The organism is Verrucomicrobiia bacterium (genome assembly GCA_035495615.1).
In the GTDB taxonomy this organism is placed as follows: Bacteria; Omnitrophota; Omnitrophia; order Omnitrophales; family Aquincolibacteriaceae; genus DATJFP01.
The window spans coordinates 71,754-90,009 of the sequence record DATJFP010000071.1 but is presented as its reverse complement, the minus strand read 5'-3'; the positions used below and the strand labels follow the sequence as shown (position 1 = coordinate 90,009).

Sequence of the window (18,256 nt, the reverse complement as noted above, 5' to 3'; positions counted from 1 at the left end):
GCCAGAGCCGGGCGGGACTAAAAGCATTCGCGCTAAGTTTTGTACGGGACAACGGTTTTGAGGCTTCCGGGGCGGGTAAGTTTCAAACTTCTTATAACTTTTTTAGCGCGGTTTTCTGCCATGTCCTACTAAGGTCTAGCAGGCCCTAGTGCGTATTTTCAGGCCCTTTTTTACGCCTCCAAAACGGGTAAATTTTCAATAGTTTTACCTATTTCCAAGGGGGAAATATGAAAACTCAAATCTGTATCACTTTTGCGTGGATGTGCTTTCTGCTCTACGCCCTTATCTTCGGAGGCGCTACCTTTCTGAGGGCTTAACTACGCGGGAATAAAAATCGACCAGGCCGTGCCTTTGGCGGGGGAAGTCTCGACCGTGATTCTGCCGCCATGGTTTTCGACGATGCCGTGACAGACGGAAAGTCCGAGTCCCGTCCCATGGCCTTCGGGCTTGGTCGTCACAAAAGGCTGGAAAAGATGCTTGAGGACGGACGGCGCTATTCCCGGGCCGTTGTCCGCGATCTCGATTCGCGCGCCGTCCGGCTGCCGGGCAAGGCGCAGCACAAGCCGCTTGTCTTCCTGCTTCTCCATCGCGTCGCGGGCGTTCTGGACCATGTTCAGCACGACTTGAGAAATCTGGCCCGCGTCGAAGGCCACGTCTTCCACGTCCTGCAGCTCCAAAACCACTTTCACGTTGCGGACCGCCAGGTCCTTTTCCACGAGCATCAGCGCGTCTTCGACCGTCTTCTTGAGATTGCCGCGGACCTTCACCGATTCTTTTTTTCTCGCGAAGGTCAGCAGCCCGTTCAAGATGTCGACGGCGTTCCGGATGACCTGACGGGCCATGACCGCGTTCTTCTGCGTCTTGTCCGGCGGCATTCCGGGTCTCAGCGCGTACTCCACGTGCAGGCTTATAGAAGAAAGGATGTTCCGGAATTCGTGCGCCATGCCTGAGGACAGCTCTCCAAGCGCCGCCATTTTCGCGGACTGGATCAGCTGCTGCTGCGTACGCTTCAATTCTTCCAGCGCGGTGAAATAACGGAAACAGGTCACGCCGATAAAAACCGCGGTCATTTCCGCCACCGGGCCCGCCATGGGAAGCCACAGGCCCTGGATAAAAAAGAAATGCGTGGCCGCGAAATACAAAACGCCGAGCGCGAGCATGGCGGGCAAGGCCCGCTGCACGGGAAGCTGCATGGTGAGCCACAGCGCGGTGAGCCCCAGCAGCACGAACGCGCCCCAGGCCAGCGGCTCCGAAGCCTTCACCAGAAAATTGCCCCGCAGGATGTTGCCGATGGCGTGCGCATGGAGGCTGATGCCGGTCTCATACTGGGCAAGCGGCGTGACACGCCGGTCGCCCAGCCCGAGCGCGGTGACGCCGACCAGAACGATCTTCCCTTTCAACGCGCGCAAAAGCGGCGGCGGCTTGCCGCCCTCCATCCAGGCCTTGCCTTCGTTCATGACCTGCACAAAGGAATACGTGGGAATGACGCGCGAGCTTCCGAAATAATTAATGATCATCTTGCCTTCTTCGTCCACGGGAATCACGATGCGTCCCCGGCTGCTTTTTTCCAGGACCACGCCGCGCCTTTCGACATGCACGTCCGCGAGATTCGTCCGGAGATAAATCAGGGCGATCAGGAGATCCATGGACGGATACACCTTTCCTTTATAACGGATGAGCAGCTGGGCATGGCGCGTGCGGCCGTCGGTATCCATCGGCGTATTTACGAAGGCGAGGCTGCTCGCCCTGGCAAGATCGAGGAAAGGAAGCGAGACCTTCTGCGCCTCTTCCAGATGTTCCGGCGCCGGGCCCGAAACGCGGAGCGCGAACCGCTCCAGTTCCTTTTCCTTTGATTCGTTGACCTCTTCCGCGGCGGGTTTTCCCTTTTCGAAAAAATAGGCGGTCACGGCCCTTCCCTCCAAAGCGCCGGCCTGATGGACGAGCAGTTCGTCGCCTTCCGGGGAAGCCGTGCTTTTGACTTCGAAAAGGACGTCGTACCCGAGTGCGGCAGGCTGAAAGGATTCGTGCCGGAAAAGGCCGATGAGCGCGGCATGAAGATCACGGGACCAGGGCCAGCGCCCGATGACGTCCAGGCTGGCCTCGTCGATGCCGATCACGGCAATGTCTTCCGGAAATTTTTTCCCGGATTGAAGGCGGAAATGGGCGTCCAGGAAAAGTTTTTCGAAAGGCTCGAATCCCCTGGCCGAAGTAAGCGCGGCCAGGAGCAGCATCAAGCCTGCTCCGAGGAGGATTTCGATGTTGCGTCTGCGATCCTTAGGTTTCATGGAGGTGCTTGATTATCGGCATCCCCGGGTCCCTGCCAAAGGCCCGGTTCCCGGCCGCCGCCCGGCGGATTACCGTTGACTCCGACCGGCTTGCTCGTAGAATGAGACCGTTTTCGGGGTACGTATCCATAGCATCCACCGCGCAGCCGCGGGGGAATAAAGAGGGGGACCCATGAAGAACAAAATCCTTTTTTTGGCCGTGTTGCTTGCGGCCGCCGCAGTCGCCGTCGTGTTTCTGAAGAAAGCCCATCCTCCGGCGGCACCGGTCCCCGAAGCCGCGGCACCGCAGCCCGCCGCCGAAATTCCCGCCGCTCCGTCGGCGCCGTCTCCCGCAGGCCCCGATCTTTCCGAGAACAGCCTCGTGGACCAGAAGGCCGACGTGTTCAATCTCCAGGGCGAAGTCATGATCCTCAAAAAGGGTAAGGATACCTGGGAGCCCGTCGTCAAAGGAACGGTCATCGAAAACGGAGATCAGATCAAGACCTCGGAAAACTCCTTCGTCGAAATCCATTACGACGCTTTTTTCCTGAACACGGCCAGGATCGCGGCCAACAGCCTCGCAGAATTTCTCTCGATCGAGCCCACGCGCATTTATATTTCCAACGGCGCGATTTACAATGATCTCGGCGGGCTGCCCGAAGGCTCGACCTACGACGTGATCACGCCGACCGCGGTCGGAGGCGTGCGCTCCACGACCTTCATGCGCTCGTTCGATGCCGCCACCGAATCCGACAATACCGTGGTCGCGAACGGAACGGTCTACGTGGTGCCGGGGGCGGATTCCCTGACCAAGGCCGCCGACAGCGACATCATCAACGTCAAGCCGGACGAGGCCTTGTCCTTTTCTCAGGCCCAGGTTGCTTCCGGGGAGGTCAAGAGTCTGGCGCCCCAGCCCGCTTCCGCCGAAGCACGCGAAAGCCTGAAGGCGGTCATGGCGGAAACGAAGCAGAATGCGGCGGCTTTTGCCGGCGAAGACGTCCTGCAAAAGGGGCGGGATTCCTGGCAGGCGCTGAAAAGCGACACGAAGAAAATGGCCGAGATCAAGGCCAAGAACGAAATCGCGATGTTCCATCAGCGCTACGAAAAAAACGCCGCTCCTCATCCTGCCGCGCCCGTCGTGCCCGCTCCCACGGCTGCGGCTGCGGCCCAGCCGGTCCCGGCTCAAGCTCCCGCTGCGCAGCCCGCGCAAACCGCGGCGCAGGCGCAGGCCCCTGCGGAACAAAAGGCCGCGGACGTTCCCACAGGACCCACGAAAGAAGAGATGGCTGTGCAGGGAGATGTGTACGACCCCGAAGGCAAGGCCGTCAAACGCCAATAGAAGCCGCGGATTTCGAGGACCACTTCTTTAAGAAACCAAACAAGCCTTTTTTTCTGTTCCAGTATTTTCGATCATTTTTTCCCTCGGCCTTGATCACGTCTTTCCATGTGATACCGTAGGAGTAGGCGCTTTCATATAAAGGGACGGCTGCCTTAGATTGTGTTAGACCTCCCTTGTATGTGCCCCGGGAGCCAATCCCCTCTCTCGGGGCACGCCGAGAAGGGCGCAAAAATCCCTGGATTTTCCAACGGGTGCGCCCTATTTTATTTCTCCATGAAACCCCTCCTCAAAATATTCCGGATCACCTCAGGCATTCTTTTCCTGATCCTGGGTTTTCTCGGGCTCTTCCTTCCCGTGCTGCAGGGAATTCTTTTTCTCGGAACGGGGCTTCTGCTGCTCTCCGTGGACATTCCTTTTTTCCATCGTTTCGTCGTACGGCTCGAAAACCGCTTTCCGGTCCTTCGCGAAAAACTGGGGGCCTGGCGCCGGCGGCTGGGACACGGCGGAGAAGACGGCCCTGACGAAAATCCGCAAAAAACGGGCCGCTGAAACCGGCCCCCCGCCGCGGGTTTTGCCGGACGGCGCCCGCTATCTGCTTGTCTCCGAAGCGATTAAACTTAATTCCGCGGCATATCAAGCCCCGGGAAAAACCCTCCCGGCAAACTATCAATCATTACTTCTTCTAGCATCTGCTTGTAGGCCGGGACAACCGTGATAGGGTTAATTATAGAGGCGTTTTCCAAGGAAAATGCCCGGGCTTGCGGAGGGGATCATGTCGCAGTCCAAAATCCTGGTCATCGACGATGAAGAGGATTTCCTCTGTCTCGTGGAAGAGATCCTGAGCGGCGAAGGCTACGAAGTCGTCACGGCCGTCAACGGCAAAGAAGCGCTGAAGACTCTCGAAAAAATCAAACCCGACGTCATCATCCTCGACATTGCCATGCCCAAGATGGGCGGCATCGCGTTTTATCACAGCATCGCCAGCCGCGTGGACGGCAAGCCGCGTTACCCCATCATCGTCATGACCGGACGCAACGAATTCCGGAACCTCTTTCACGATCTCCCGGTCAGCGGCTTCATGACCAAACCGTTCAAGGTTCCGGAGCTTTTAGAGCTCATCCGGAGCATCACGGAAAAAAAGACCGTGTCGCATCTTCAGCCTTCTTTTGCCGGGGAACACGAAACGGCCGAAACGCCGCCGAAGCCCCACGAAGAAGCTATGCCCGCTTCGCATCTTCCCCCTTCTCTCGTCCCGCATCATTTCACGAAAAGCATCCTGGTGCAGGACGTCATGAGCCGGCGGGTCATCACCGCGCGCGCGGCCTCTTCGACGCTCGGCATGCACGAACAAATTTCGGACAAGCTGAGCGCCGTGGTCGAGAAATTGCGGGAGTACCACATCCGGCACATTCCCGTAGTCGACAACCGCTTTAAACTGGTGGGGCTGGTTTCGGAGGACAATCTGCTGCGCCACATCACGCCCAAGCGCACGGAGGAAGGGTATTATTTCGAAGAGACCGAACTCGACTCGCTGATCCTGGAACACGTCATGACGCCCAATCCCGTGACGGTGCGTCCGGAGGACCCGCTTTACAAGGCCGTCAGCATCATGGCGAGGGAAAAGTACGGAGCGCTGCCCGTCGTGGATTCCGACAACACGCTGGTCGGCATCTTGTCGCAGATCGACATTCTGAAAGTCATGCGGATCTGGCTGGAATAAGCCGGGTCACGCCGCGATGCAGCCCGTCTGCCGGCGCACGGCATCTTCCAAATCGTCCATCGTGTACGGTTTCGCAACGCATCCCGCAGCCCCGGAGATCAGCGCGCGGCGCACTTTTTCATTGTCCGCGTCCGCGGCGACCAGAATCACCTGCGTTTCGCTTCCCGCGTGCTGGAGGAGTTCCAGGCTCGATCCTTTTTCCGGAACGTCGAGCAGCACCACTTCCGGAGATTCAGCACGGATCACGCCCAAAGCCTCGGCCGTCCTGCCCGCAGTAAAAACCTGATACCCCGCGGCCGTGAAGTAGTGCTTCAGGCGGCTGCAAATTTCTTTTTCATCGTCGACAATCAGAATCTTTGTCATGTTTTCCTCCTCCTTACCGCTTTTTCATCCGGCCTTGCCCGGCGGAAAGCGGCTCGGGCGTTTCCTTTTTCCTGCGTCCCGTCATGGTCAGGACCTGGTCCGCGTCATGGTTCGAAGCTTGATCTTCGTGAGGCATGGTCATAAGGCACCTTTTCGTCTATAAATAAATTTATGAGCAAGTTTCGTTCGGCTCTTAAATATCGGCATGCGGAGACCGCAAATAAAGGAGCGGCGAAAAATTTACCGGGGTCCTACGGGAAACTCAGGAGAAAAGCTGGCGGACGCTGCGGCGGGAAAAATAAAGGAACCAGATCACGGGCCCCGCGACCAGACAGAAAACCTGCGGGCGGAAAAGCGCCAGAATGCGGTCGGTCACCGTGGGTTCTTTGAAAAGCCAGAAGCTCCAGGCAAAATGCGCGGCATAAACGCCGAAGGCAAGCAGGCCGGCCGTCAGAAAATTGCCGATGACCATGGAGCGGTAACGGAACTTCAGCATGCCGAAAGCCGTCCAGGGAATCAGAATAAGGTAGGCCGCGAAGGACGCGTTCCACCAGGACAGTCCTTCGTCCTGGCTGATCCCCCAGCCCGCGAACAGGAAGGCGGCGCCGGCGCCGGCGACCACGGCCAAACGCGTTATTTTCTGTTCCGTCATCATGCCCCAATCTATCGGCTCGAGGCCGTCAAAACTGAGACTTCTTTAAAACCCGCGTTTCCGGCCGATAAAAAGACATTCGAGGATCCGGCCTTCATGAGCAAAAAAACGACCGCCGCTTTTTTTCTTTTCCTGGGTTATGCCCTGGCCCTCGTCCCGGTTTATTTCCTGCGCGCGTGGGCTAATGACGAATCGTGGTTCCTGAAAGACGCTTATTATTTCGCGGGCATTTTCCAGGGCCAGGGATTCTGGCGCTATTTTTTCTGGCAGGAAAGCTACCTCATCTACGGCGCGGTCTATTGGATCGCGTATAGCCTGCTGGCCGCGTTCCTCGCGCCGCCGGCCCCGCTTCTGATTTTCCGCGCCCTGGCCTATGCGGCCTGCCTCGCGGTCCCGCTTACCGCCGCAGCCGAAGCCCGGCGGCAGGGGCGCTCCGGGCTTTTCGTCTTGCTCTTATGGCTCACATTTCCGATGGCGTGGTGGACGGGAAAAATATCAGGTCCTGAATTTTTTTCCGTGCTGGCGGGACTGGCCGGCTGTTTCGCGGCGCTGCGCGCGGAACGCTTCGCTGCGGTCATGCTGGCGGCCGTTTTGATCGGCTTCTCGATCGGGCTCAAACTGAACGGCGTTTGCTACGCGGTTTTCGCCGTGGCCGCGGGACTTGCCGCGCGAAAACCCAGGACATTCGTGCCGGGCCTTTTGCTGGGCTGCCTGATCGGATTCTATCTCGCCAATCCTTTCATGATCCTGCATCCCGAATATTACTGGCTGCGCGTGCAGCATTACAGCCCGGACAAAGTCTATTCCCTGAGCCACATCGCCGGGATCCTCTGGAATCAGGACTGGCATTGGGACGCCATGTTCAACGGCGGTTTTTTTAATTGGGGTCTGAACCCGCCCGCTTTCCTGTGGTTCCTCTTCCTTGCCTGGGCCGCGGGCCTGAGGCGATCTTTTCTCGCAGCCTGGTTTCTGGCCGCCGGGACTTCCTTTCTCATGAGCGCGTTCAATGCGCGGTACGTCGGATGGTACTGGTTTCCCGCGATCTCGCTGCTCCTTGTCCTCGCTCAAGACATGCGCGCCGAGACGAGGCTCGCACGGGTTTTGATCGCCGCGACGCTGGCTGCCAATCTCGCGGGCAATTTCCCGCTGATCGCCGGGCAATACCGCTCCAAAGCCGCGCACATCCGTCTTGTCCGCCAAAAGGAAACGCTCCAGCATTTCCTGCGCGACACCGCCGCCGGCTCGCCGGACCCCGTCGATCAAATCGTGCTGGACGTCGAAACCGACCTGGGGCTGGATTTTTCGGTTTTTCCCCCGCCCGAAGGAAAGGCCGCCGCCAAAGTCGAAGGCTATGACGCGTTTCAGTGGCTCGCGGAAGGCGGGGCTCAGAGGATGGATGCGGGGAAAAAAATCCTGGTCGTGCAAAGCGGGCGCTTCCGCGCGGCGCGCCATTGGCCGGGGCTTTCCGAGCTGCTGCGCGCGTCCACCGCGGGTTACGAAACCCGCGTGTTCGAAGGGCCCGGCATCGAAGCGGCCCTCCTGACCAAAACCGGCGAAGCTCCCGCTCAGTAAAAAACAACCTCATGGCGGATGTACTGGCCGTGCTGATAAATAAATTTCGCGGAAAAAAACTTTTCCTGATCCAGCCACTTTAGAAACACGCGGTCCCCTTCCCAAAGCGGCAGCTCCGGCACCTTCGCGTCCCCGATCCACTCCAGACGCCCTTCGTCGCATTCCGCAAACGGCTCGCCGTCGAATTCGTCCGCCGTAAACACGAACGCGTACCAATCGTGCTTCTCATTGAATTTCGGGAAGGTGATGATCCCGTGGAGCTTGGGCCGGCGGACTTCGAGGCCGGATTCCTCGCGCACTTCGCGGACGCAGCATTCTTCCGGCGTTTCCCCGGGATTCATCTTGCCGCCCAGGCCGTTCCATTTGCCCGCGTGCATGTCCCCGGGGCGCTTGCCCCGCTGCATCATGAGGGTCTTGCCGTTTTTTTTGACATAACAGAGCGTGGCGAGGATCATGCCGCCGGGAAGGTCCGTCATTGAAAAAAGGAAAGCTGCCTGCGATAGGATTCGATGACCTGCTTGGCCTCATCCATCTTGGCGCGCTCGGCATCGACGACGTCTTTGGGGGCGTTCTTCACGAAGTTCTCGTTCGAGAGTTTCTTTTCCTGCACGGCGAGATACGTTTCCTTTTCCTTGATCTTGCCGGCGATGCGTTCTTTTTCCTTTTCGCGGTCAATGAGGCCTTCCACATTAAGGAAGACGTCCATGTCCGCGTAAGAATTACCCACGTGGGTTTTGGCCTTGGAAATTCCCTGGCTGATCCCGACGTCGGAAAGGCGGCCAAGGGTCGCAATTTCGGTTTTATACAGTTCGAGCGTTTTAAGGACCGCGGCGTCGCGCGAATTAATGACCGCATCGAGCTTCTGGATCGGCGGAATGTTGAAGCTGGAGCGCAGGTCGCGGATCGCGATGACCGCGCGCTGGAGCACTTCGATCGAGCGCTCGGCTTCCGCGTCCTCGAACCTGGGCTTTTCCGAATGGGGCCATGCGGCCAGCAGCAGCGTTTCCGGCCACTTGTCCTTGTCTTTGGCCATGCCGCGCAGCTTCTGCCAGAGCTCTTCGGTAATGAACGGCATGAAAGGATGCAGGAGCCTGCAAATCCGCTCGAGCACGTAAAAGAGGACTTTCTGCGTTTCTTCCTTGTCGTGCAGCGAACCTTCGCCGAGCGACGGCTTGGCCAGCTCGATAAACCAGTCGCAGTAATCGTTCCACACGAAGTGATAGGCCGCTGAAGAAGCCTGGGCCATGCCGAACGCGCGCAGGTAACTTTCCACTTCGTTCACGGTTTTTTCCAGTTTCGAGAGAATCCAGCGCGTGGTGATGGGCGCGCTTTTCAAATGGATGTCCAGTTCCGAAGCGCCGGTCTCGAAGCCTTCAAGCTTCATGAGCACGAAGCGCGCCGCGTTCCACAGTTTGTTCGTGAAGTTACGGCCCATCTCGAATTTTTCGCGGGAAAGGTAAACATCCTGCGCGGAAAGCATGACCATGCTGTAGCGCAGCGCGTCCGCGCCGGTTTCGTCGATCACTTCCAGCGGGTCGATGGCATTGCCCAGCGACTTGGACATTTTGAGCCCGCTCTGCGCCCGCACCGTGCCGTGAAGATAAATCCGGTTGAACGGGACCTCGCCCATGAATTCCAGGCCGGCCATGATCATGCGCGCCACCCAGAAGAAAAGAATTTCCGGCGCGGTCACGAGATCGGACGTGGGATAGAAATGTTTCAGGTCTTCGCTTTGTTCCGGCCAGCCCAGCGTGGAAAAAGGCCAGAGCCAGGAAGAAAACCAGGTATCCAGCACGTCCGGGTCCTGCGTGAGCGACGCGTTTCCGCATTGCGGGCATTTCTGCGGGTCCGCGCTGCTGACGATCACGCCTTTGTCTCCGGCGCCTTTGGCTTTGGCGCGGCAAGGCTCGCAGTACCAGACCGGAATGCGGTGGCCCCACCAGATCTGGCGCGAGATGCACCAGTCGCGGATGCCTTCCAGCCAGTTCGTGTAAACCTTGGTCCAGCGGTCCGGATAGAACTTTGTCTTGCCCGCGGCATGCGCCTTCAGCGCTTTTTCCGCGAGCGGTTTCATTTTCACGAACCACTGCTTGGAAAGGTACGGCTCGACGACCGTGTCGCAGCGGTAGCAATGGCCCACCGCGTGGCCGTGCGCGACGCGCTTCACGAAAAGGCCCTGGGCCTCGAGATCTTCGACCACGCGCTTGCGCGCCTCGAAACGGTCGAGGCCGTTATAAGGCCCGCCGTTTTCGTTGATGGAACCGTTGGGATGCATGACATTGATTTCGGGCAGCTTGTGGCGGCGCCCCATTTCGAAGTCGTTCGGATCATGCGCGGGCGTCACCTTCACGACGCCGGTGCCGAATTCCGGATCCACAAATTCGTCCGTGATCACCGGGATTTCACGGCCCAGCAGCGGCAGTACGACTTTCTTGCCGATCAACGATTTGTAGCGGGGATCTTTCGGATTGATCGCGACCGCGGTGTCGCCGAGCAGCGTCTCAGGACGCGTCGTGGCCACCACGATATGGTCCACGCCCGGCTCTTCGGCCTTCTTGCCCTTGCCCGCGATGGGATATTTGATGTGGTAAAGCGCGCCCTGCGTGTCCTTGTGCGCGGCTTCTTCGTCCGAAAGCGCGGTCTGGCAGCGCGGGCACCAATTAATAATGTAATGGCCCTGGTAAATCAGGCCGCGTTTGTAGAGCGTGACAAAGCATTCGCGCACGGCCTTCGAAAGGCCTTCATCCATGGTGAAACGCTCGCGCGTCCAGTCGCAGGAAGCGCCGAGGCGGCGGAGCTGGCGCGTGATCGTGCTGCCGTGCTCCTCTTTCCATTTCCAGACCTGCTCGAGGAATTTTTCGCGGCCGAGCTGATTGCGCGTGATCTTTTCTTTGGCGAGTTTTTTCTCGACGACGTTCTGCGTGGCAATGCCCGCGTGGTCCACGCCCGGCACCCAGAGCGTGTCCTCGCCTTTCATGCGATGCCAGCGCGTGAGAATATCCTGGATGGAGTTGTTGAGCGCGTGTCCCATGTGCAGGACGCCGGTCACGTTAGGGGGCGGGATGACGATGACGTACTTCTTCTTGTGGGCGGCCTTGCCTTCACGGTCCGAGCGCGGGCGGAACCAGCCTTTTTCTTCCCAAACCTGGTACCAGCGCGCCTCGACTTCTTTCGAATTGTACTGCTTTTCGAGTTCCATGAGACTCATCGCTAACCCTTCAGCAATTTGTACTGAATGGCGTCCACAAGCGCGATCCAGCTGGCCTCGATGATGTTCTTGTCCACGCCCACCGTGGTCCAGATGCGGTCCTTGTCCTGGAACTCGATAAAGACGCGCACCTTCGCGGCCGTGCCCGCCTCGGAGTTGACGACGCGCACTTTATAATCGGTCAGGCGGATTTCACCGATGACGGGATAGAACTTGATCAGCCCTTCGCGCAGCGCCTTGTAAAGCGCGTCGACGGGGCCGTCGCCCAGGGCCTTGCCCTGCTTCACCTTGTTCTTCACTTTCACCGTGACGTTTGCGTGCACCGTGGGATTCGCATCGCCGATGCTTTCCGCGGAAATATAAACGTCGGACGCCGCAAAAAAAGTCTTCTCTTTGCCCAGGATTTTCTGGACCATGAGCTCAAAGCTGGCCTCGGCCGCCTCATACTGATAGCCTTCGTTCTCCCGCTTCTGGATTTCGGTGAGAATCTTGCGCGTTTCCGGCGATTCCTTATCCAGATTCAGCTGCAGCTCTTTGGCCTTCATCATGATGTTGGTCTTGCCGCCGAGCTCGGAAACGAGGAAACGGCGGTGATTGCCGATGACCCGCGGGTCCATGTGCTCGTATGTGCCGGGGTTTTTCATCATGGCGTTGATGTGCACGCCGCCCTTGTGGGCAAAAGCCGCCCGGCCGGTGAACGGCTGGTTCAGCGGGATCGGCATGTTGCAGATCTCGGCGACATAATAGGAAACCTGCGTCAGCTCCTTCAGCTTCTTGGGCGAAAAACAGTTCTGCTTCATTTTGAGCTGCAGGATCGGGATGATGCTCATGAGGTTCGCGTTGCCGCAGCGCTCGCCCAGCCCGTTGACCGTGCCCTGGATGAGGACCGCGCCTTCGCCCGCGGCCTGGATGGAATTGGCGGCCGCATGCTCGCCGTCGTTGTGGCAGTGAATGCCGAGCGGCGTCTTGAACGAGCGCTTCACGCGCAGGATCGCGCGGCGCACTTCGTGCGGCAGCGTGCCGCCGTTCGTGTCGCAGAGCGTGAGGTTGTCCGCGCCGCCGCGCACCGCGGCCTGCAGCGCCTTGATCGCGTATTCCGGATTGGCCTTGAAGCCGTCGAAGAAATGCTCGGCGTCGTAAATGACTTCCAGCTTTTTGGATTTGAGATAAGCCACGGTCTCGTAAATCATGTTCAGGTTTTCTTTCAGCGAGACCTTGAAGACTTCCGTCACGTGAAAATCCCACGACTTGCCGAAGATCGTGACCACCTTGGTCTTCGATTCCAGCAGGGCCTTGACGTTGACGTCTTCCTGCACGCGCGTGTGCATGCGCCGCGTGGAGCCGAACGCCGCGATCTTGGCGTGACGAATGCCGATGTTTTTGACTTCCTTGAAAAAGGCGAGATCCTTGGGGTTCGAGCCGGGCCAGCCGCCTTCGATGTAATGCATGCCGAACTCGTCGAGGCGCTTGGCGATCATGAGTTTGTCCTGCAGGGACAGGCTGATGCCCTCCGACTGCGTTCCGTCGCGCAGGGTCGTGTCATAGAAAAGGATTTTTTTAGGGAAGGATTTCCCCTTCGAAGCGGCCATGGTTATTTGCTCTTTTTCCCCAGGCCGAATTCGGAGTGAATGGCCCGGAGAGCTTCTTTGCCTTTTTTCCCGCTGATGACGCAGGAAATCTTGATCTCGGAGGTGGAGATCATGTCGATATTGATCTTCTTGCGGGCAAGGCAGCCGAACATCTTGGACGCCACGCCCGAATGCGAGCGCATGCCCACGCCGACCACGCTGATCTTGGCGATGTCGGAATCGTGATGGATGCTGTGCGCGCCGAGCGACTGCGCGGCTTTTTTTACGACCGCAAGCGCGCGGTTCAGCTCGTTTTTGAAGACCGTGAAGGAAATGTCGGTCGTGCTCGTGCTCGTCTTGTTCTGGATGATCATATCGATGTTGACGTTCGCATCCGACAGCTTCGCGAAAAGCTTCGCCGCGACGCCGGGACGGTCCGGGACTTTGAAAAGCGTGATCTTGGCCTCATCATCGGTGAGCGCCACGCCGCTGACAACGACGTCTTCCATTTGCTTACTCTCCTTTGTGATCAACGTGCCTTCGTGATTATTCATCGAATTGCGCACGTAGATGGGAACGTTGAATTTTTTTCCGACTTCGATCGAGCGCGAATGCATGACCTTGGCCCCCAGTGCGGCCAGCTCCAGGATTTCGTCGTAGCTGATCTGTTCGATCTTCTGCGCGTCCGGCACGAGGCGCGGATCCGCGGTGTAAATGCCGTCCACGTCCGTGTAGATCTCGCAGCACTTGGCCTTCAGCGCTTTCGCCAGCGCGACGGCCGTGAGGTCCGAGCCGCCGCGGCCGAGTGTCGTCACTTCTTCTTCGCACGTCTTGCCCTGGAAGCCCGCGACGATCACGACATTACCCTGCGCGAGCGCTTTCTGCATGCGGTCCGTATTGATGTCGAGAATCTTCGCCTTCGTGTGAAACTTGTCCGTGATGATGCCGACCTGCGGCCCCGTAAACGACATGGCCTTCACGCCCAGTTCATGGATCGCCATGGCGAGCAGCGCCACCGAAATTTGCTCACCCGTCGAGAGCAGCATGTCCATCTCGCGCTCGTTCGGCGTCTTCGTGATCTGCTCGGCCAGCGTGATCAGGTCATCGGTTGTGTCGCCCATGGCCGACACCACGACGACCAGCTTATGGCCCTGCTTTTTCTTCGCGGCGACGCGGCGCGCCACGTTGCGGATCCGGTCGGCATTTCCGACGGAACTTCCGCCGTACTTCTGGACGATCAAAGACATTTTCTTCTTCCTAATTATTTCGCCAGGAAAGAATCGATGAGTTCCCGGCCGTTGGCGACTTTGTTTTCCACGGACTTCGCGGCAAGTTCCGAAAATTTCTCCGCTTCGTCGGGCATGATGTTCTTACCCGTGACGAGAAACGGGACCGCGTCGCGCACATGCTTGCGCATCTTCCACGGCGCGGCAAGCGCCGGCGTGATCAGCACACGCGTGTCTTTGTGCGCATCAAGATAATCGCGCACGTGCGACAAAAAGAAATAATCCAGCGCCTCGATGGCCGAGATCTTGCCCTTCAGGTCGCCGAAGCGGGAGGCCTCATCGCAGGACGGCGCGTGGCAGCACACGAAATCTTTTTCTTTCAAGGCCTCAATGACGGCCTTGGCCATGCGTTCGTTGTCGACTTCCGGAACGCCGGTCTCTTCGGCGAGGTCGACCACCGTCAATCCGGCCAGGCGCGCCGCGCCTTTGGCGTATTCCGCGGGCGACACCAGGGCTCCGGACAAGCCGTGGCGCTCCGAAAACTTTTCAAGCTTCGGCGGCTGGCCCTGGCCCCACAGCCAGATCATGTTCGCAGGATTTTCCCCCAGGTCCACGCGCACCTGGTTGACTTCGTGGTCCTGCAGGAGAAGCCGCGCGTCAAACATCAATTTTTTCAAAAGCTCTTCGCCCGGGCCTTTCGGAAAATTCGCTTCAATCGGCTCGCCGATGATCGCTTCAGGGCTCACGGTACGCGCCGAAAGCGCATTGTAGCCGTGCGAATCCTTGAGGACGGCCACATGCTTGTAACCGCTTCCCGCGAAAAACCGTACAAAGCCGCTCGCCACTTTCTTGTTGAGAAAGTTGATCAAAGCTTTGCCCTCTTTGGTGCTGATCGCGCCGGCCGTCGGGTCCGCGAGGTTGCCCGAAGACTCGGTGATGAAATTCATCCGGAACGGAATTTCGTTTTCTTCCAGCTCGAGATCCAGATTCGCCGCTTCGAGCGGGCCGCGCCCCGTGTAAACCTTGTCCGCGTCGTAGCCGAGCAGATTCAAAAAGGCCGTGTCCGAAGACGGCTCATGGCGGTCCGGCGAAAGTTTCACCGAGCCGAGCTTGCCGACCTTGGTGAAATGATTCATGTTCGGGATTTTCGCCACTTCCAGCGGCGTCTTGCCGCCCAGTTCCTCGGCGGGCTGATCGGCCGCGCCGGAAAAGCTGATCATGAGATATTTCATACGCCAATGACCTTCCGGACCGCGTCGAAATCAGGCTCGACCGCTTCCATTTTTTCGTCAAAGCTCAACGCAAAATCGGGGTCTTTCAGACCCGACCCCGTCAGGGTGATGACAATGCGCGTGCCTTCCTGAAAATAATTCCGTTCCGCCAGCTTGACCACGCCGGCAACCGCCGCGGCCGAAGCAGGCTCCGCAAAAACGCCTTCGCGCTCGGCAATGAACCGGTACGCGTCCGTGATTTCCTTGTCCGTCACAGCCTCGATCAGGCCGCCGGATTCGTCGCGGGCTTCCAGCGCGCCCTTCCAGCTCGCGGGATTGCCGATGCGGATGGCGGTCGCGATGGTTTCGGGGTTTGCCACGGGCTTTCCCTGAACGATGGGCGCGGACCCGGCCGCCTGAAAGCCCAGCATCTTCGGCAGGATCTCGGATTTACCCGCACGCTTGTATTCTTTGTAGCCTTTCCAGTATGCCGTGATGTTGCCCGCATTGCCGACCGGGATCGCATGATATTCCGGCGCGTCGCCCAAGTCGTCCACGATTTCAAAAGCCCCTGACTTTTGCCCTTCGATTCTGAAGGGATTGATCGAATTGACGATCGTGATCGGCGTCTTCTCGCCCACTTTTTTCACCAGTTCTAAGGCCTGGTCGAAGTTCCCTTTGATGATGATGACTTTCGCGCCGTAACGGTAGGCCTGCATGAGCTTGCCCTTGGCGATCTTGCCTTCCGGGATCAGCACAAAGCATTTCATGCCGCAGCGCGACGCATACGCGGCGGCCGAAGCCGACGTGTTGCCGGTCGACGCGCAGATCACCGCCTTCGATTTGTCTTCCATGGCCTTCGAGATCGCCATGGTCATGCCGCGGTCCTTGAACGAACCCGTGGGATTCAGCCCCTCGAACTTGTAATAAATCCGGATATTCTTCAGCCCGAGCTTCACGGGCAGGGCTTCGGCCAGGATGAGCGGCGTATTGCCCTCGTTGAGCGAGATGATCGGCGTCTTGTCCGTCACCGGCATGAATTCCTGGTAGCGCTCGATGATCCCGATTTTTTTGACCGCGAATTTTTTGGTCGGAACCGTCATTTAATTGTCCCCTTCGATCCTGATGACCTGCGATTTGCCGCGCACGAATTTGAGCCGGTCGATCGAGCGCACCGCGTTGCGCACGTCTTTTTCATTCGCGCCGTGCGTCAGCATGATGAGCGGCACTACGCCGCCGTGCCGGCGTTCTTTCTGAACGCAGTCCGAGATGCTGATGCCGTGGCTTCCCAGCACTTTCGAGATCATGGCCAGGACGCCCGGCCTGTCTAGCACGTGAAAGCGCAGGTAATACCGCGTCAACACCTGCGAAATGCTTTTTACTTTGAGACGCTGCGCGTTCGCGCGCATCAGGAACGCGTCGCTTTCGTTCATCGACGAAAACCGCCGCGCGAGATCAGTCAGGTCGCTCACGACCGCGCTCGCCGTGGGAAAAGAACCCGCGCCCCTGCCGTACAGCAGCACGTCGCCCACGTGATCGCCGTGAAGCAGGATCGCGTTGAACGACCCGTTCACGTTGGCCAGGATGTGGTCTTTGGGCAGAAGCGACGGCTGCACGCGCGCCTCCACGACTTTGCCGCCATTTTTGGCGATCGCCAGAAGCTTGATCCTGTAACCGAATTCGTCCGCGAACGCGATGTCTTCCGCGCTGATCGAACGGATGCCTTCTTTATAAATGTCCTTGTAGCGGATGCGTCCGCCGAAGCCGAAGCGCACGAGCACCGCGAGCTTGTGCGCGGCGTCAGAGCCGTCCACGTCCAGCGTGGGATCGGGTTCCGCGTAGCCTTTCTGCTGCGCCTCGCGGAGCGCCACGGCGAAGTCGGTCTTTTCCGACGTCATCTTGCTCAAAATATAATTGCAGGTCCCATTGATGATCGCGTGCAGGGACTCGAGCCGGTTCGCGACAAGCCCTTCGCGCAGCGTCTTGATGATCGGGATGCCGCCGCCCACACTGGCCTCGAAAAAAACCCAGCGGTTCAATTTTCCGGCCAGCTCGAAAATCTCGTCGCCCCGCTCGGCGAGCAGCGCCTTGTTCGCGGTCACGACGTGCTTGCCTGCCTGCAGCGCTTTCTTGATGAGCTTTGCCGCGTCCGTCGTTCCGCCGATGAGTTCCACGACCACGTCCACCGAAGGATCTTCCACGACTTCGAGCGGATTCGTCGTCAGCAGGCTCTTGGGGATTTTCACCGGCCTTTTCTTCGAAAGGTTCCGGACCGCCACTTTCCGGATCTCGAAAGAGACGCCGACTTCGCGCTCGAAATAAGCCTTTTTCCGGGTGAGGAGCGAATAGACGCCTCCGCCCACCTGTCCCAGGCCGAGAAGGCCGATACGGATTTTTTCCATGATCCAGCGAATCCAGAGGTTAGGCCCGACTTCCGGCGGGACTCATGCGGTAAAATGCCCCAATAAATGGGTCAGTATATCTTAGCCTTCCTCAAAATGCAATCCTTGCCCCCGCCGCTTCCTCCACCAAAACCTTTGATTCCTCCAGGGGATACGCTATACTAGCCTCTCCTTTTTTCACAGGTCCAGACCACCACGGAGGAAGCGGGATGAAGGCCAGCACTTATCTCACCATCACTTTCGTTCTCGTTCTCGCAACGCTTCAGATGGGCATGGGCCGCCGGGCCGACCAGTACGACGAAGAAGCCCGGCAGGAACAGAAGGCCGCGAAACAGGGACGGTCCTTCGAAAATCCCGCGACCGGAATCGCCAGCGGCATCAAAGGCGCGACCGTCGATTCTACGACCGGCTTTGTTTCCGAAACCGCGGACGGCACGCGTGAAGGCGGCGCCGTGGCCGGAACGCTCGAAGGCGCGGCCAAAGGCACCGGCAAGATCCTCGACAATGCCGTAAAGGGCGCGGTGAAAGTGGCCACGCTCGGCCAGGCCGACCTGCAGAATTACGAAGTGGAAGAACCGGAAGACAACAGCGAAGACACCACGAAGATCACGATCAAGATTCCCGGCACATAAAAATGGGGACATGCCTTTAGGCTTGTTCCCGGTATTAAAAGCAAACCCCCGGAGCAGAAGCTTCGGGGGTTTTTTTATGCCGAAAATCGGGGACATGCC

At 58.6% G+C, this 18,256-nt stretch carries 16 protein-coding genes; 5 read left to right on the top strand and 11 right to left on the bottom strand.

The window, feature by feature from the left end:
• Positions 1-317: 317 nt before the first annotated feature.
• The gene (locus VL688_09165; GenBank protein ID HTL48209.1) at positions 318-2,285 is read right to left on the bottom strand and encodes a CHASE2 domain-containing protein; all 1,968 of its coding nucleotides are present in this window, start codon (positions 2,283-2,285) and stop codon (positions 318-320) included.
• Between the two features lie 172 nt (positions 2,286-2,457).
• On the opposite strand from VL688_09165, the gene VL688_09160 reads away from it, so the two are divergent.
• The 3 genes from VL688_09160 (at position 2,458) to VL688_09150 (ending at position 5,323) form a co-directional block, all read left to right on the top strand.
• The gene (locus tag VL688_09160; protein ID HTL48208.1) at positions 2,458-3,603 is read left to right on the top strand and encodes a hypothetical protein; all 1,146 of its coding nucleotides are present in this window, start codon (positions 2,458-2,460) and stop codon (positions 3,601-3,603) included.
• A 273-nt stretch (positions 3,604-3,876) separates the two neighbouring features.
• On the top strand, positions 3,877-4,152 hold the full coding sequence (locus VL688_09155; GenBank protein HTL48207.1) for a hypothetical protein: 276 nt from the start codon (positions 3,877-3,879) through the stop codon (positions 4,150-4,152).
• A 223-nt stretch (positions 4,153-4,375) separates the two neighbouring features.
• A complete protein-coding gene (locus VL688_09150) occupies positions 4,376-5,323 on the top strand; it encodes a CBS domain-containing protein (protein HTL48206.1) in 948 nt (315 codons plus the stop codon).
• A gap of 6 nt (positions 5,324-5,329) precedes the next feature.
• Here the strand turns inward: VL688_09150 and VL688_09145 are convergent, their stop codons facing one another.
• From VL688_09145 to VL688_09135, 3 genes are all read right to left on the bottom strand, one after another.
• On the bottom strand, positions 5,330-5,686 hold the full coding sequence (locus tag VL688_09145; protein ID HTL48205.1) for a response regulator: 357 nt from the start codon (positions 5,684-5,686) through the stop codon (positions 5,330-5,332).
• Positions 5,687-5,699: 13 nt separating this feature from the next.
• Positions 5,700-5,828: a hypothetical protein gene (locus tag VL688_09140; GenBank protein ID HTL48204.1), complete on the bottom strand. Its 129-nt coding sequence runs from the start codon at positions 5,826-5,828 to the stop codon at positions 5,700-5,702.
• Between the two features lie 120 nt (positions 5,829-5,948).
• Entirely contained in the window at positions 5,949-6,341 is a 393-nt protein-coding gene (locus tag VL688_09135; GenBank protein ID HTL48203.1) for a hypothetical protein, read from the bottom strand.
• Positions 6,342-6,434: 93 nt separating this feature from the next.
• Between VL688_09135 and VL688_09130 the strand changes: the two genes are divergently transcribed.
• Complete coding sequence (locus VL688_09130) at positions 6,435-7,910, top strand: hypothetical protein (protein HTL48202.1); 1,476 nt, start codon at positions 6,435-6,437, stop codon at positions 7,908-7,910.
• Here the strand turns inward: VL688_09130 and VL688_09125 are convergent.
• Genes VL688_09125 through VL688_09095 form a run of 7 tightly spaced genes read right to left on the bottom strand, consistent with a single transcriptional unit; the run spans position 7,904 to position 17,525 of the window.
• Positions 7,904-8,365, bottom strand: coding sequence for an 8-oxo-dGTP diphosphatase (locus VL688_09125; protein HTL48201.1), 462 nt, complete (start codon positions 8,363-8,365; stop codon positions 7,904-7,906). The two genes, VL688_09130 and VL688_09125, sit on opposite strands and share 7 nt — an antisense overlap.
• A gap of 17 nt (positions 8,366-8,382) precedes the next feature.
• Positions 8,383-11,118 (bottom strand): valine--tRNA ligase, encoded by a 2,736-nt coding sequence (locus VL688_09120; protein HTL48200.1) that lies wholly within the window; start codon positions 11,116-11,118, stop codon positions 8,383-8,385.
• 2 nt (positions 11,119-11,120) lie between these two features.
• The gene (gene cimA, locus VL688_09115; protein ID HTL48199.1) at positions 11,121-12,707 is read right to left on the bottom strand and encodes a citramalate synthase; all 1,587 of its coding nucleotides are present in this window, start codon (positions 12,705-12,707) and stop codon (positions 11,121-11,123) included.
• A gap of 2 nt (positions 12,708-12,709) precedes the next feature.
• The gene (locus VL688_09110) at positions 12,710-13,933 is read right to left on the bottom strand and encodes an aspartate kinase (GenBank protein ID HTL48198.1); all 1,224 of its coding nucleotides are present in this window, start codon (positions 13,931-13,933) and stop codon (positions 12,710-12,712) included.
• A gap of 14 nt (positions 13,934-13,947) precedes the next feature.
• Entirely contained in the window at positions 13,948-15,144 is a 1,197-nt protein-coding gene (apgM, locus tag VL688_09105) for a 2,3-bisphosphoglycerate-independent phosphoglycerate mutase (protein HTL48197.1), read from the bottom strand.
• Entirely contained in the window at positions 15,141-16,226 is a 1,086-nt protein-coding gene (thrC, locus tag VL688_09100) for a threonine synthase (GenBank protein ID HTL48196.1), read from the bottom strand. Before thrC ends, apgM begins: the two co-directional genes overlap by 4 nt.
• Positions 16,227-17,525 carry a homoserine dehydrogenase gene (locus tag VL688_09095; GenBank protein ID HTL48195.1) on the bottom strand — a complete coding sequence of 433 codons (1,299 nt, stop codon included), beginning with the start codon at positions 17,523-17,525 and terminating at the stop codon, positions 16,227-16,229.
• 209 nt (positions 17,526-17,734) lie between these two features.
• Here VL688_09095 and VL688_09090 point away from each other — a divergent pair, with 209 nt between their 5' ends.
• Positions 17,735-18,157 (top strand): hypothetical protein, encoded by a 423-nt coding sequence (locus VL688_09090; GenBank protein ID HTL48194.1) that lies wholly within the window; start codon positions 17,735-17,737, stop codon positions 18,155-18,157.
• Positions 18,158-18,256 lie beyond the last annotated feature (99 nt).

Excerpts from the sequence above, each read along its gene's own strand:
- VL688_09165 (HTL48209.1), bottom strand. The coding sequence starts at position 2,285 with ATGAAACCTAAGGATCGCAGACGCAACATCGAAATCCTCCTCGGAGCA.
- VL688_09160 (HTL48208.1), top strand. The coding sequence starts at position 2,458 with ATGAAGAACAAAATCCTTTTTTTGGCCGTGTTGCTTGCGGCCGCCGCA.
- VL688_09155 (HTL48207.1), top strand. The coding sequence starts at position 3,877 with ATGAAACCCCTCCTCAAAATATTCCGGATCACCTCAGGCATTCTTTTC.
- VL688_09150 (HTL48206.1), top strand. The coding sequence starts at position 4,376 with ATGTCGCAGTCCAAAATCCTGGTCATCGACGATGAAGAGGATTTCCTC.
- VL688_09145 (HTL48205.1), bottom strand. The coding sequence starts at position 5,686 with ATGACAAAGATTCTGATTGTCGACGATGAAAAAGAAATTTGCAGCCGC.
- VL688_09140 (HTL48204.1), bottom strand. The coding sequence starts at position 5,828 with ATGACCATGCCTCACGAAGATCAAGCTTCGAACCATGACGCGGACCAG.
- VL688_09135 (HTL48203.1), bottom strand. The coding sequence starts at position 6,341 with ATGATGACGGAACAGAAAATAACGCGTTTGGCCGTGGTCGCCGGCGCC.
- VL688_09130 (HTL48202.1), top strand. The coding sequence starts at position 6,435 with ATGAGCAAAAAAACGACCGCCGCTTTTTTTCTTTTCCTGGGTTATGCC.
- VL688_09125 (HTL48201.1), bottom strand. The coding sequence starts at position 8,365 with ATGATCCTCGCCACGCTCTGTTATGTCAAAAAAAACGGCAAGACCCTC.
- VL688_09120 (HTL48200.1), bottom strand. The coding sequence starts at position 11,118 with ATGAGTCTCATGGAACTCGAAAAGCAGTACAATTCGAAAGAAGTCGAG.
- cimA (HTL48199.1), bottom strand. The coding sequence starts at position 12,707 with ATGGCCGCTTCGAAGGGGAAATCCTTCCCTAAAAAAATCCTTTTCTAT.
- VL688_09110 (HTL48198.1), bottom strand. The coding sequence starts at position 13,933 with ATGTCTTTGATCGTCCAGAAGTACGGCGGAAGTTCCGTCGGAAATGCC.
- apgM (HTL48197.1), bottom strand. The coding sequence starts at position 15,144 with ATGAAATATCTCATGATCAGCTTTTCCGGCGCGGCCGATCAGCCCGCC.
- thrC (HTL48196.1), bottom strand. The coding sequence starts at position 16,226 with ATGACGGTTCCGACCAAAAAATTCGCGGTCAAAAAAATCGGGATCATC.
- VL688_09095 (HTL48195.1), bottom strand. The coding sequence starts at position 17,525 with ATGGAAAAAATCCGTATCGGCCTTCTCGGCCTGGGACAGGTGGGCGGA.
- VL688_09090 (HTL48194.1), top strand. The coding sequence starts at position 17,735 with ATGAAGGCCAGCACTTATCTCACCATCACTTTCGTTCTCGTTCTCGCA.